Below are 13,870 nucleotides of genomic sequence, written 5' to 3'. Positions count from 1 at the left end.
TGGCCAGGGGTGAGGCGATCCTCGCCGAACGGGCTGGCCATGGATGGCCAGCACCGGCCCTGTAAGCGGAGCAGGACGCGAGAGCGCCGCAGGGCCAAAGTAGCGACCACGGATGGGTTCATAGCGCCCCTCGCAGACCTGTCGCCGGATCAGCCATGCCCCGTGACGTTGCCACCCTTCCTACCCGGTTCGTGCATCACGCCGCCAAGCCGCTACAATAGGCGGCTTCGCATACCCGGGCGAGACACCCATGGCCGTATTCACACCGCTGACCGACTCCCAGGTCGAGACGTTCCTGAGCCGCTTCGACGCCGGTTCGCTGGTCGCCTGCAAGGGCGTGCCCGCCGGCACCGAGAACAGCACCTTCTTCGTCACCACCGACCGTCGCGAGCTGGTGCTCACGCTGTTCGAGCAGGGCGAGCATGAGGAGCTGCCGTTCTTCGTCGAACTGCTCGACTACCTGGACGAGCATCGTCTGCCCGTGCCCGGGCCGCTCCACGACCGCGACGGCATCGCCCTGCACAGCCTGGCCGGCAAGCCGGCGCTGCTGTTCCCGCGCCTGCCCGGCAAGCATCCCGAGGCGCCCGACCTGGCCCAGTGCCGGGCGCTGGGCGACGCCCTCGGCCGCATGCACAAGGTCTCGCGGCGCTTCCCGGGCCATCGGCCCAACCCGCGCGACCTGCACTGGCTGCTGCCGATGCACCACAAGGTGCTGGCCTACCTCTCGCCCGAGGATCAGGCGCTGATGAAGGACGAGGTGGAGATCTACCAGGGCTTCTTCGGCGACGCGCCGACGCTGCCCCAGGGCGCGATCCACGGCGACCTGTTCCGCGACAACACCCTGTTCGACGGCGACACCCTGGGCGGGCTGATCGACTTCTACAACGGCTGCACCGGCGACCTGCTGTTCGACCTGGCCATCGTGATCAACGACTGGGCCACCGAGGCCGACGGCCGGCTCGACCCGGCACGCTACGAGGCGCTGCTCGGCGCCTATCAGGCGCGTCGTCCGCTGGAGGAGAGCGAGCGCGAGGCCTGGCCGATGATGCTGCGCATGACCGCGCTGCGCTACTGGCTGTCGCGGCTGCTGGTGGTCTACGTCGACCCGCCCGCCCACGACCTCACGCCCCACGACCCGGACGTGTTCCGCGGCGTGCTGCGCCGGCGCATCGCCGACGGTGCCCTGCCGCTGCCCGAGGCCGCTCGATGAGCCCGACCCTCGGCAGCATGGCCGGGCCCGCGCAGCGTGCCCGGCACACCTGGAACATCGACCAGTGGGGCAGCGGCTACTTCGACGTGGCCGAGGACGGCCAGGCCCTGGTGCGGCCCCGCGGCGGCGAGGACGACGGCCCCGCCCTGCCGCTCTCGCCGCTGATCGCGCAGCTGCGCGAGGCCGGCCTGCGGCTGCCGGTGCTGGTGCGCTTCACCGACATCCTCCACGACCGCGTCGAGCAGCTGTGCGCCGCCTTCGACGGGGCCATGGAGGAAGAAGCCTTCGGCGGCGGCTACACCGCGGTCTACCCGATCAAGGTCAACCAGCAGCGCCGGGTGGTCGAGGAGATCCTCGCCACCCGCGAACGCGGCCACGACCGGGTCGGCCTGGAAGCCGGCAGCAAGCCGGAGCTGCTGGCCGTGCTGGCGCTGTCCGGCGACGGCCCCTCGCTGATCGTCTGCAACGGCTACAAGGACCGCGAGTACATCCGCCTGGCGCTGATGGGCGAGAAGCTCGGCCATCGCGTCTATCTGGTGGTGGAGAAGCTCTCGGAGCTGCCGCTGATCCTCGAGGAGGCCGAGCGCCTCGGCGTGCGGCCGCGCATCGGCCTGCGTGCGCGGCTGGCCTCGGTGGGCAAGGGCAAGTGGCAGAACACCGGCGGCGAGAAGTCCAAGTTCGGCCTCACCGCCGGGCAGATCCAGGCCGTGGTCGAGCGGCTGCGCGAGGCCGACGCCCTGGGCAGCCTGCAGCTGGTGCACTTCCACCTGGGCTCGCAGATCGCCAACATCCGCGACATCCAGCGCGGCCTGCGCGAGTGCGCCCGCTTCTACCAGAGCCTGATCGCGCTGGGCGCGCCGGTGGACACCGTCGACGTGGGCGGCGGGCTCGGCATCGACTACGAGGGCACCCGCTCGCGCAGCGACTGCTCGATCAACTACTCGATGCGCGAGTACGCCCGCAACGTGGTCGCGGCCTTCGCCCAGGTATGCGAAGCCGAAGGGCTGCCGCATCCGCACCTGATCAGCGAGTCGGGGCGCGCCCTGACCGCGCATCATGCGGTGCTGATCACCAACGTGATCGGCGAGGAGCGCGCCGATACCCGGGCCCCGGCGGCCCGGGTCGAGGGCGATCCTCAGGTCGCCGAGCTGTGGCGGGTCCACGACGCCCTGGCCGATGACCCGGCCCCGCGCGGGCTGGTCGAGGCCTGGCACGATCTGGGCCAGGCCATCGGCGAGCTGCAGGAGCGCTTCGTGATGGGCCTGGCCGGGCTCGAGGCCCGCGCCGAGGGCGAAGGCGTCTACAGCGCCGCCTGCGCCCGGCTGCGCGAGCGCCTCGATCCGCGCAACCGCGCCCACCGCGAGATCCACGACGAGCTGGCCGAGAAGCTGGCCGACAAGCTGTTCGTCAACTTCTCGCTGTTCCAGTCGGTGCCCGACGTCTGGGGGATCGACCAGATCTTCCCGGTGCTGCCGCTATCCGGCCTGGACCGTCCGCCCGCGCGGCGCGCGGTGATCCAGGACATCACCTGCGACAGCGACGGCCGCATCGACGGCTACGTGGACGGCGAAGGCGTCGAGGCCACCCTGCCGCTGCCCGAGTGGGGCGACGACGAGGAGCGCCTGCTGGGCTTCTTCCTGGTCGGCGCCTATCAGGAGATCCTCGGCGATCTCCACAACCTGTTCGGCGACACCGATTCGGTGGACGCGGCGCTGGACGAGCGCGGCGCCTGGCGCCTCGACCACCGGCGCCGCGGCGACCGGGTGGCCGACGTGCTCGGCTACGTGGACTTCGACGCCGAGGTGCTGCGCCAGCGTCTCGCCGACCAGCTCGCCGCCAGCGGCCTCCCGGCCGATGAGCAGGCGCGCTTCCTCGACGACCTCTCCGAGGGGCTCGAGGGCTATACCTACCTCGAATGACGCGCCGTTAACCGAGCCCGCCCGACGCCGCACCTTCACCAGACCGTCGTGAAGGTGTGCGAACGTCGTTCCGGCGGGGTCGGCACAGGGCGACGTTCTGTCGATGTCATTTTGATTTGCATCCTAATGATTTATCATGGGGTGAGTCACGTATTTCTCGCAAGGAGCAAGGAGCATGGGTTCATGATCATACTTTCCCTCATTTTCTGGCTGGTGGGGCTGGCCCTGCTCGGGGGCGGCCTGTGGCTGGTCACCCTCGACGGCAGCTGGTACTACGCCCTGTCAGGCATCGTGCTGATCGCGGTCGGCGCCATGGCCCGCTCGCGCCGCCCCAAGGCCCAACTGCTGTATGCGCTGTTCCTGGTCGCGACCGCGGCCTGGGCGCTGTGGGAGTCGGGCTATGACTGGTGGCCGCTGGCCCCGCGCCTCGGCATCTTCCTGCTGCTCGCCATCCCGCTGCTGTGGCCGGCCAAGGGCGGCTCGCGCCTCGGCACCGCCGTGCTGCTGCCGGTGTGGGCCATCATCGGCGTGGGCCTGCTGGCCAGCATGACCGTGGACCAGCACCGCATCGACGGCGAGCTGAACCGCGAGGTGGTCAACCAGAACCCCGATCTCGGCGACAGCCCGGAAGAGAGCTGGCACGCCTACGGCCGCAGCAACATGGGCCAGCGCTTCTCGCCGCTCGAACAGATCACGCCCGAGAACGTGAACGAGCTGGAGCTGGCCTGGCAGTACCAGACCGGCGACGAGAAGGGGCCCGACGACGTGGGCGAGACCACCTACGAGGTCACCCCGCTCAAGATCGACGACTCGCTGTTCCTGTGCACCCCGCACAACCTGCTGATCGCCCTCGACGCCGACACCGGCGAGGAGCAGTGGGTCTACGACGCCAAGCCGCCGGCCGAGAGCTCGCGCCAGCACCAGACCTGCCGCGGCGTCTCCTACCTGCCGCCGGCCGACGGCGATGCCGACAGCCTCGACGTGCAGATCGCCGGCGCGCCGGCCGAGGACCAGGCCGCCATCCAGTGCGACGCCCAGCTGTTCATGCCGACCTCCGACGCCCGCCTGCTGGCCGTCGACCCGGCCACCGGCGCGCGCTGCGCCAACTTCGCCGACAACGGCGAGCTGGACCTGATGCACAACATGCCGTACAAGCAGTCCGGCTTCTACTACTCCACCTCGCCCCCCGTGGTGGCCGATGGCAAGGTCGTGGTCGCCGGTGCGGTCAACGACAACTACGCCGTCAACTCCCCGTCCGGCGTGATCCGCGCCTACGACGTCAAGACCGGTGAACTGGCGTGGAACTGGGATCCGGGCAACCCGGACGAGACCGCCCCGATCGGCCCGGACGAGGTCTACAGCACCAGCTCGCCGAACAGCTGGTCGGTCGCCAGCGCCGACGAGGAGCTGGGCATGGTCTACTTCCCGATGGGCAACCGTACCCCGGACCAGCTCGGCATGTACCGCAGCGAGGCCGAGGAGACCTACGCGACCTCCGTGGTGGCGCTGAGCCTCGAGACCGGTCAGGTGGAGTGGGTCCAGCAGTTCGTGCACCACGACCTGTGGGACATGGACACCCCGGCCCAGCCGAGCCTGCTCGACCTCGACACCGACGAAGGCCGTCAACCGGCGCTGGTGATCCCCACCAAGCAGGGCGACGTCTATGTGCTGAACCGCGAGACCGGCGAGCCGATCTTCCCGATCTCCGAGCAGCCGGCCCCGCAGGGCACCATCGAGGGCGACTACGCCTCCGAGACCCAGCCGGTCTCCGGCCTGAACTTCCGTCCGCCGACCCTGCGCGAAGCGGACATGTGGGGCGCCACGCCGTTCGACCAGCTGATGTGCCGCATCCAGTTCAAGTCGCTGCGCTACGAAGGCCAGTACACGCCGCCCTCCGAGCAGGGCACCATCGTGTTCCCGGGCAACTTCGGCGTCTTCAACTGGGGCAGCCTGGCGGTGGATCCGAAGCGTCAGGTGATGTTCGGCATGCCGCTCTACCTGGCCTTCACCTCCACCCTGGTGCCGAAGGACGGCGCCGACCTGGGTGAGACCAACCAGGGCGAGCAGGGCCTCAACGAGAACGCCGGCGCGGACTACGCCGTCGAGATGAAGCCCTTCCTGTCGCCGTTCGGCGTGCCCTGCCAGCAGCCCCCGTGGGGCTACGTGGCCGGCGCCGACCTGCGCACCGGCGAGGTCGCCTGGCAGCACAAGAACGGCACCGTCGAGGACATGACCGCGCTGCCTCTGAAGATCCGCATGGGCGTGCCCGGCATCGGCGGCCCGATGATCACCGACAGCGGCGTGGTGTTCATGGCCGCCAGCGTGGACAACTACCTGCGCGGCTACGACCTCGAGACCGGCGAGCAGCTGTGGGAAACCCGCCTGCCGGCCGGCGGCCAGGCCACGCCGATGACCTACCTCAACAGCCAGGGCGAGCAGATGGTCGTCCAGGTCGCGGGCGGTCATGGCTCCATCGGCACCACCATCGGTGACTACGTGATGGCCTACAAGCTGCCCCGGCAGTAACCGGCCAGGGGCGCCTCTGCGCAGGCGCCCTCACGCGACGAGGCCCCCGCCGGCGATGCCGGCGGGGGCCTCGTCGTTGATCGGGCCCGCCCCTGGCGTCGCCTCAGTCGGCGACCCGCGTCACGATCTCCAGCCCGCCGGTCAGCGACAGGCGCAGCTCGGCGCCGCGCGGCAGCTCGCCCACCCCGGCCGGGGTGCCGGTCAGCACCACATCGCCCGGCTCCAGGGTGAAGTGGCGGCTCATCTCGGCGACCAGCTCCGGCACCGGGAACAGCATGTCGGCACCGTGGCCGTGCTGGCGCTCCTCGCCGTCCACCGCCAGGGTGAAGGCCAGGGCGCTCCAGTTCGGCACCTCGCTGAGCGGCAGGAAGACCGACAGCGGGCAGGCGCCGTCGAAGCCCTTGGCCACCTCCCAGGGATGGCCCTTGTCCTTCAGCTTGCCCTGGACGTCGCGCAGGGTCAGGTCCAGCGCCAGGCCGATGCCGGCGATGGCCCGCTCGGCCTCGGCGGCACCGGCATCCTTCAGCGTCTCGCCCACCAGCAGCGCCAGCTCGGTCTCGAAGTGCACCTCGCCGCGGGCGAAGGGGGCGTCGATCGTCTCCTCGAGGCGGGCCGCGCTGGTGGCCGGCTTGATGAACAGCAGCGGCTCGTCGGGCACCGGGTTGTCGAGCTCCCGGGCATGATCGGCGTAGTTGCGGCCGACGCAGACGATCTTGCCCAGCGGCTGCGGGAAGGCCCGGCCATCGGTGAAACGGGGAACGAAACGCATGACGACGCGACTCCTGGCTGACGGAACGGAAACGGCTCTGCCCTCAGTCTACGCGTGCCGGCCCGTCGGCGTCAGGCCTCCGGCGTCCACCGCTCGTCGGGATCGTGAGCCAGGAAGCGCGGGCGGCGCCTGCCGGCGGCGTAGGGCTCGACGCAGCGATTGTCGCGGCGGTTGTAGACGAAGAAGGCATTGCTGCGCGGGTCCGGCGACATGTTGGCGTTGGAGCCGTGCAGGGTGTTGCAGTCGAACAGCAGCAGCCCGCCGGCGGCCCCGGTGGGCGCCTCGATGCCGTGACGCTCGATCAGCCGGCGCAGCGCCTCGCGGCCCGGCACGCCGACCTGCTGGGTCTTGAGCGACTGCTTGTGGTTGTCCTCCGGCGTCTCGCCCAGGCAGGGCACGAACACCCGATGGGAGCCCGGCACCAGCATCAGCGGGCCGTTGAAGTCGTGATTGTCGGTCAGCACGATGGAGGCGCTCACCGCGTGCATGGCCGGCATGCCGTCCTCGGCGTGCCAGGTCTCGAAGTCGGAGTGCCAGTTGAAGCCCTGCCCCTCGAAGCCCGGCTTGTAGTTGATGCGCGACTGATGCACGTAGGGCTCGCCGCCGAGGATCTGCCGCGCGCGGCCGGTCAGGCGCGGGTCATGGGCCAGGCGGCCGAAGAGCCTGGACAGGAAGTGCACGGCGAACAGCGAGCGGATCTCGTTGCCCCGGGGCTCGGTGACGCTGAAGTCGCGCCCGCGATAGGCGTCGTGGTCGAGCAGCCCCTGGAGCTCCCGGCGCAGCTCGTCGAGCTCGTCGCCCGCGAGGAAGTCGGGCTCGAACAGGAAGCCCTGGCGCTCGAACGCATCGAGCTGCGCCGCGGAGAGCGGGCCCTGGCGGTCGCGGCCCTTCACCACCGGCTCCCGGCGGCTCAGCCAGGGCAGGTCGAGGGGCTCGGACAGCCGGGTGGGATACGGGTCCTCGCCGGGGCGCGGGGCGCTGCGCACCCGGCTCTGGGGATCCGGGGAATCGACGATATCGAACGGGGTCGCCTGATGAAGCGGTCGGTCGGACGATGTCTGCACTGACATCCACTACCTCCTTTGCAGTCGGAATGGGGTTCAGATTCGATCTCGCTACCGACGGCGGTCAGCCGCACGGCGGGGGCCGCAAGGCCCCCGACCCTCTACCCTGGCGACGTCTCGCCGGGGTTTCAAGGCGGGGCGAGCTCCCGACCCGCCGAAGGGGGGCGACGCCAGACGGATGCCGCGTCGCCTGTCGTCATCTCGTTGCAAGAAACCGGTGCCAGGATAGGCGACATCACGAGGCGAGCTCGTGATCAGGCAGAGCACGCATCACACCAGATGCGAGGTTGGCCCGCCCCTCTCGGGGCGGGCTTTTTTGCGTCCGGCGCCGGCGGTCGTCAGACCTCGGGCAGGCGGTCGATCATGCGCTCCAGGGTGATCGGGTAGTCGCGCACCCGCACCCCGGTGGCGTTGTAGGCGGCGTTGGCGATGGCCGCCGCCACGCCGCAGATGCCCAGCTCGCCGACGCCCTTGGCCTTCAGCGGCGTGGAGGCCGCGTCCAGGGTGTCGAGGAAGAGCACCTCCTGATGCGGGATGTCGGCGTGCACCGCCACCTCGTAGCCGGCCAGGTCGTGGTTGGCGAAGAAGCCGCGCTCGAGGTCGACCGCGAGCTCCTCCGACAGCGCCCCGCCGACGCCCATCACCATGCCGCCGATCACCTGGCTGCGCGCGGTGATCGGGTTGAGGATGCGGCCCGCGTCGCACACCGCCAGCATGCGGCGGATGCGCGTCTCGCCGGTGGCGACGTGGACGCCGACCTCGACGAAGTGGGCGCCGAAGGTGCCCATCTGCAGGCCCTGCTTGAAGTCGCCGAAGCGGATGGTGTCCTCGCCGACCAGCTCGGCGCCGTCGGCGACCTCGCCCAGGGCCAGGTCCAGGCCGTCCGCCGTCACCCGGCCGTTCTCGAAGCGCGGCGACTCGGCGCCCAGGCGCTCGGCGACGGCCTCCTGCAGCGCCAGGCAGGCGGCGTAGACGCCGGCGGTGGAGCTCGCCGCACCGAACTGGCCGCCCGAGCCGGACGACACCGGATAGGCGCTGTTGCCCAGCCGCACCTCGACCTCGCCGAGCGACAGCCCCATGGTCTCCGCCGCGGTCTGGGCGATGATGGTGTAGGAGCCGGTGCCGATGTCGGTCATGTCGGTCTCGACGATCAGCCGGCCGCCCACCAGCCGCACCCGCGCCCCGGAGTTGAGCGTCAGCGCGCCGCGGAAGGCGCCCGCCATGCCGTGGCCGATCAGCCAGTCGCCCTCGCGCCGGCCGCCCGGCGTGCGGTTGCGGTCCGCCCAGCCGAAGCGCTCGGCGCCGCGCTCGAGGCATTCGACGAAGTGGCGCTCGGAGAACGGGATCGAGGGGTCGCTGGGATTGACCTGGGTGTCGTTGGCGATGCGGAAGGCCACCGGGTCCATGCCCAGCTTCTCCGCCATCTCGTCCATGGCGATCTCCAGCGCCATCAGCCCGGAGGCCTCGCCCGGGGCGCGCATGTCGGAGGCCTCGGGCAGGTGCATCTCGACCAGGTGATGGCGCACCCGGCGGTTCGGCGCGGCGTAGAAGAACGGCGTCTGGGCGGTGGCGTTCTCGCCGCGGCCGCCCGGCAGGGTGTGCGAGGCCGCCTCGTGCTCGATGGCGGTCAGCCTGCCGTCGGTATCGGCCGCCAGCCGGATGCGCTGCACGGTGGCGCTGCGGTGGGTGGTGTTGTTGATCACGAAGGGCCGCGGCAGCGCCACCTTGACCGGCGCGCCCACCGCGCGGGAGCCGATCGCCGCCAGCACCGCGTCGGCGCGCAGCCACAGCTTGCCGCCGAAGCCGCCGCCGATGTAGGGGCTCTCGACGCGGATGCGGTCGGGCGCGATGCCGAAGGTGGTGGCCAGCGCCTGACGGTTCCACTCGATCATCTGGTTGGAGGTCCACACCGTCATGCGGCCGCCGTCGGACCAGTCCACGATCGAGGCGTGGGGCTCCATCATGGCGTGGGTCTGCGACGGGGTGTGGTACATCTCGTCCAGCGTGACCGGGGCCGCGGCGAAGGCCGCATCGACGTCGCCCACCAGGGCCGAGGGCTCGCCGCTGCCCTGCAGGCGCCGCCAGCCGGCCTCGAGGTCGACGTCGACCGGGTCTTCCTCGTAGCGCGCCTCGACCAGCGCCGCGGCCGCCCGGGCCTGCTCGAAGGTCTCGGCCACCACCACGGCGATCGCCTGGTGATAGTGCTCGATGGCATCGCCGCCGAACAGCCGGGCGACGTTGTAGTTCCAGATGCCCAGCGGGTCGATCTGCAGCGTGGTGATCACGCCGCGCACGCCGGGCGCCTGGCGCGCCGCGTCGGCGTCGATGGCCACGACCCGCCCCTTGGCGATGGTCGAGCCCACCGGATAGCCGTAGAGCTGGCCCTCGATCGCGTCATGGCGCTCGTAGGCGTAGGGCGCGCTGCCGGTCACCTTGAGGATGCCGTCGATGCGCGCGTGGGGCTTGCCGATCACGGTCGCGCGGTCGAAGAGGTTGTCGTCGGTCGGTTGATGGAAGTCCATGGATCACCCCTCGGCCAGCATGGCGGCGAGCGTGCGTTCGGCCAGCCGGATCTTGAAAGCGTTCTCTTCGGTCGGACGCGCGCCATCGAGCAGACGTGACATCACGGCCCCGGCGCCGTTCGGCAGCTCGGCATCGGCCCGGGCGCGACGCCACGGCTGGGGCGCCACGCCGCCCAGCGCCACGCGCCCGCTGCCGTCCGGCCGGCGCACCAGCGCCACCGAGACCAGCGCGAAGGCGTAGGAGGCCCGGTCGCGCACCTTGTGGTAGGCCTGATGGCCGCCCACCGGCGCCGGCAGCCTCACCGCGGTGATCAACTCGCCCGGCATCAGCGCGTTCTCCACCTCCGGGGTATCGCCGGGCAGGCGATAGAACTCGTCCAGCGGGATGCGGCGCGAGGCGCCCGAGGGCGTGACGGTCTCGACCTCGGCGTCCAGCGCGCGCATGGCGACGGCCATGTCCGAGGGATGGGTGGCGATGCAGGCGTCCGAGGTGCCGATGATGCCGAGCTGACGCGAGAAGGCGCCCTCCCCCAGCGCCGCGCAGCCGCTGCCGGGGTTGCGCTTGTTGCAGGGCATGGCGGTGTCGTAGAAGTAGGGGCAGCGGGTGCGCTGCAGCAGGTTGCCGCCGGTGGTGGCCTTGTTGCGCAGCTGGCCCGAGGCGCCGGCCACCAGGGCGCGGGTCAGCACGCCGTAGTCGCGCCGCACCCGCTCGTCGGCGGCCAGCGCGGTGTTGCTGACCAGCGCGCCGATGCGCAGCCCGCCCTCGTCGGTGGCGGTGATCTCGTCGAGCCCGGTGCCGCGCACGTCGATCAGGTGCACCGGGGTCTCGATCTCGAGCTTCATCAGGTCGAGCAGGTTGGTGCCGCCGGCGATGAAGCGGGCACCCTCGACCTCGGCCGCGCGGGCCGCGGCCTGCTCCGGCGCGGTGGCGCGCTCGTAGGAAAAGGCTCTCATGCGCCGTCCTCCGCGACCTGGGTGATGGCGTGCAGGATGTTGGAGTAGGCGCCGCAGCGGCAGATGTTGCCGGACATGCGCTCGCGGATCTCGGCCTCGGTGGCCTCGATGCGGGCGGTCAGGTCGCCGGTGACGTGGCTCGGCACGCCGTCCTGGATCTCCTGCAGCACCGCCTTGGCCGAGCAGATCTGCCCGGGCGTGCAGTAGCCGCACTGGAAGCCGTCGTGGTCGAGGAAGGCCTGCTGCATCGGGTCGAGCCGCTCGGCCGTGCCGACGCCCTCGATGGTGGTCACCTCGTCGCCCTCGTGCATCACCGCCAGGCTGAGGCAGGCATTGATCCGCTCGCCGTTCACCGACACCGTGCAGGCGCCGCACTGGCCGTGGTCGCAGCCCTTCTTGGTGCCGGTCAGCCGCAGGTGCTCGCGCAGCACGTCGAGCAGCGTGGTGCGGTTGTCGACCACCAGCCGGCGGGGCTCGCCGTTGACGTCGAGGGTGACGGTGGTCTGCTCCGGCCCCACGGGCGCGGCGGCCTCGCCGGACACGGCCTGGGCCCTGGCGCTCCAGGGAATGTTGGTGGCGACAACCGCGCTGGCGGTGCCCGCCAGGAAGGTCCTTCGACGCATCTCGAATCTGATGGGAGGGCTCATGGCTAGGTCCTGTCGGTCTCGGTTCCGTTATCGTTAAACGCTTGTTCGGATCACACGGCGGCTGGTCATATACAGAGACAGCCTAGTGACATCGCCCGGGATGAAAACCTCGCCCCGGGTCATAAATTCCATGAATCGAGCTCATGTATCGCGGCGGCGCCCATGACGCCGCGCCCTCAACGAAGGTAGCAGTGCGGGGCGTCGCCCACGAACCATCGCCGTTAACGGGCCATCGCCCGGGGCATGTCCCGGCAATGCCGATTGGACGTTAGCCTGCGACAGGGGCAGAGTGAGGGGCTGGAGATGGACGTATCGACAAGGAGAGAGGGCGTCGTGACACAACCGGCCTGGTGGGAAGAGGTGCTGAGCCTCTCGCATTCCGCCTATCTGCATATCTCGCGCGAGCAGCGCATCATCGATGCCCTGGGGGACACCCAGACGCTGCTGGCCCGCGACCCATCAGCGCTGATCGGCATGGCACTGAGCGAGCTCAAGGACATCCGCGCCCAGCTCGGCGGCGCCGTGGCCGAGAGCCTGGCCCGGCGCGAGATCCGCCCCGGCGAGACCTGGGGCTTCGAGGACGGCGCCGGCAGCTACTATGGCCTGGCCGACGGCAGCTTCGTCATCAAGCTGACGTCGGCGCTGAAGGTCGACCAGGGCATCGTCGGCCGGCTCGCCGATCAGCTGCCGGTACTCGTGACCTACATCGATCAGGACCTGCGCTTCCGCCTCACCAACCAGGCCTACGAGAACTTCATCGGCATCGACCGCGAGACGCTCTACGGCCAGCCGATCGCCACGGTGATGGACGACGGCTCCTACGCGCAAATCCAGCCGCGCCTGGACAGGGTGCTGGCGGGCGAGGACGTCACCTTCGAGGACCACCTGACGCTGGCCGATGGCCGCGCCTTCTACTTCAAGGTGCACTACATCCCCGACTTCCTGGAGGGCGAGGTGATCGGCTTCTACGCCATCGTCCAGGACATCTCCGAGTACCGCGCCATCATCCAGCTGCTGCGCGACGTGCACAGCGGCGTGAACCGCACCGACATCGGCACCGACGAGATCATCGACCACCTGCTGCGCGACGCCCTGACCTATCTGTCGCTGGATATCGGCCTGGTCAGCCGCATCATCGACGAGCAGTACATCGTCAAGTGGGCCGCCTCCGACATCGCCGACATCTCGACCGACGACACCTTCGAGCTGGGCAACACCTACTGCCGGCTGATGCTGGACGCCGGGGGCATCTACCACACCGCCGAGGCCGGCAAGGATCCGCGCGTCAGCGGCCATCCCTGCTATCAGGCCTTCGGCCTGGAGAGCTACATCGGCGCCCCGCTGCGCCTCAACGGCGAGATCTGGGGCACGCTCAACTTCTCCAGCGCCCAGCCCCGCCAGGAACCCTTCGACCAGATGGAGATCGAGCTGGTGCGGCTGATCGCCGACGCGGTGGAGCGCGTGATCACCGACGAGGCCGAGCTCGAGCAGGTACGCCAGGAGCTCGACCGCATGGCCGACAAGGCGCTGCGCGACTACCTGACCGGCCTGCCCAACCGCGCCTATCTGGACCAGCACGTCGAGACGCTGATCCAGGCCCACGACACCCGCGACGAGCCCTTCTCGCTCGCCGTGCTCGACATCGACCACTTCAAGCAGGTCAACGACCGGCACGGCCACGACGCCGGCGACGCCGTGCTCCAGTGGCTGAGCGGCCGGGTGTCCGAATGCCTGCGCGAGGGCGACACGGTGGCGCGCACCGGCGGCGAGGAATTCGTGGTGGTGATGCGCGGCACGCGCGCCCCGGAAGCGGCCTCGGCCATGGAGCGGGTGCGCGAGCACGTGAGCGCCGGCGGCGTCACGCTCGAGAGCGGCCAGCGCCTCGGCGTCACCGTCAGCGGCGGCGTCAGCGAGCACATCGCGGGCGAATCCTTCTCGAACCTGTTCAAGCGCGCCGACACCGCCCTCTACACCGCCAAGCGCAGCGGGCGCGACCTGGTCAGCAGCTTGTAGGGGCCACGGGCCGTGTCATCGTGCGGTAACGACGCGCGACTACGATGATGGCGTCACGACGGGCTTCGTGACTCGACTTCGGAAACTTCCAGCACTTGGCTCGCCCCGTGGCGGGCCATTTTTTTGCCCCCGCGGCGGCCCCGGCGAGCCGATAGCCACAGCCTAACGGGGCCATACAGATTCTTGGATGGGCAGCACCGGGCCGTGGCGATATAGTTAGCACACTTACTGAGTTCCCTGTCCTGT

General features: G+C 70.3%; 9 protein-coding genes. 4 read left to right on the top strand and 5 right to left on the bottom strand.

Annotated elements, in window-relative coordinates:
• Positions 1 to 250: 250 nt before the first annotated feature.
• The 3 genes from FIU88_RS01385 (at position 251) to FIU88_RS01375 (ending at position 5,655) form a co-directional block, all read left to right on the top strand.
• A complete protein-coding gene (locus FIU88_RS01385) occupies positions 251 to 1,210 on the top strand; it encodes a homoserine kinase (protein WP_016856529.1) in 960 nt (319 codons plus the stop codon).
• The gene (gene speA / locus FIU88_RS01380) at positions 1,207 to 3,129 is read left to right on the top strand and encodes a biosynthetic arginine decarboxylase (protein WP_152477907.1); all 1,923 of its coding nucleotides are present in this window, start codon (positions 1,207 to 1,209) and stop codon (positions 3,127 to 3,129) included. Before FIU88_RS01385 ends, speA begins: the two co-directional genes overlap by 4 nt.
• A 183-nt stretch (positions 3,130 to 3,312) precedes the next feature.
• Complete coding sequence (locus tag FIU88_RS01375; RefSeq protein WP_152477906.1) at positions 3,313 to 5,655, top strand: glucose/quinate/shikimate family membrane-bound PQQ-dependent dehydrogenase; 2,343 nt, start codon at positions 3,313 to 3,315, stop codon at positions 5,653 to 5,655.
• A 103-nt stretch (positions 5,656 to 5,758) separates the two neighbouring features.
• On the opposite strand, the gene FIU88_RS01370 is transcribed toward FIU88_RS01375, so the two are convergent.
• From FIU88_RS01370 to paoA, 5 genes are all read right to left on the bottom strand, one after another.
• A complete protein-coding gene (locus tag FIU88_RS01370; RefSeq protein ID WP_152477905.1) occupies positions 5,759 to 6,424 on the bottom strand; it encodes a fumarylacetoacetate hydrolase family protein in 666 nt (221 codons plus the stop codon).
• Between the two features lie 71 nt (positions 6,425 to 6,495).
• A complete protein-coding gene (thpD, locus tag FIU88_RS01365; RefSeq protein ID WP_152477904.1) occupies positions 6,496 to 7,494 on the bottom strand; it encodes an ectoine hydroxylase in 999 nt (332 codons plus the stop codon).
• A 332-nt stretch (positions 7,495 to 7,826) separates the two neighbouring features.
• Positions 7,827 to 10,010 (bottom strand): aldehyde oxidoreductase molybdenum-binding subunit PaoC, encoded by a 2,184-nt coding sequence (gene paoC, locus FIU88_RS01360; RefSeq protein WP_152477903.1) that lies wholly within the window; start codon positions 10,008 to 10,010, stop codon positions 7,827 to 7,829.
• Between the two features lie 3 nt (positions 10,011 to 10,013).
• The gene (locus tag FIU88_RS01355) at positions 10,014 to 10,964 is read right to left on the bottom strand and encodes a xanthine dehydrogenase family protein subunit M (RefSeq protein WP_152477902.1); all 951 of its coding nucleotides are present in this window, start codon (positions 10,962 to 10,964) and stop codon (positions 10,014 to 10,016) included.
• The gene (paoA, locus tag FIU88_RS01350) at positions 10,961 to 11,611 is read right to left on the bottom strand and encodes an aldehyde dehydrogenase iron-sulfur subunit PaoA (protein ID WP_152477901.1); all 651 of its coding nucleotides are present in this window, start codon (positions 11,609 to 11,611) and stop codon (positions 10,961 to 10,963) included. Before paoA ends, FIU88_RS01355 begins: the two co-directional genes overlap by 4 nt.
• A gap of 333 nt (positions 11,612 to 11,944) precedes the next feature.
• Here paoA and FIU88_RS01345 point away from each other — a divergent pair, with 333 nt between their 5' ends.
• The gene (locus tag FIU88_RS01345; RefSeq protein WP_152477900.1) at positions 11,945 to 13,624 is read left to right on the top strand and encodes a diguanylate cyclase; all 1,680 of its coding nucleotides are present in this window, start codon (positions 11,945 to 11,947) and stop codon (positions 13,622 to 13,624) included.
• The last annotated feature ends 246 nt before the right edge of the window (positions 13,625 to 13,870 follow it).

The sequence above is a fragment of the Halomonas sp. THAF12 genome, from assembly GCF_009363675.1.
Classification (GTDB): Bacteria; Pseudomonadota; Gammaproteobacteria; order Pseudomonadales; family Halomonadaceae; genus Halomonas; species Halomonas smyrnensis.
Note: the sequence above shows the minus strand (reverse complement) of the source record. Positions and strands in the feature narration are given on the sequence as shown.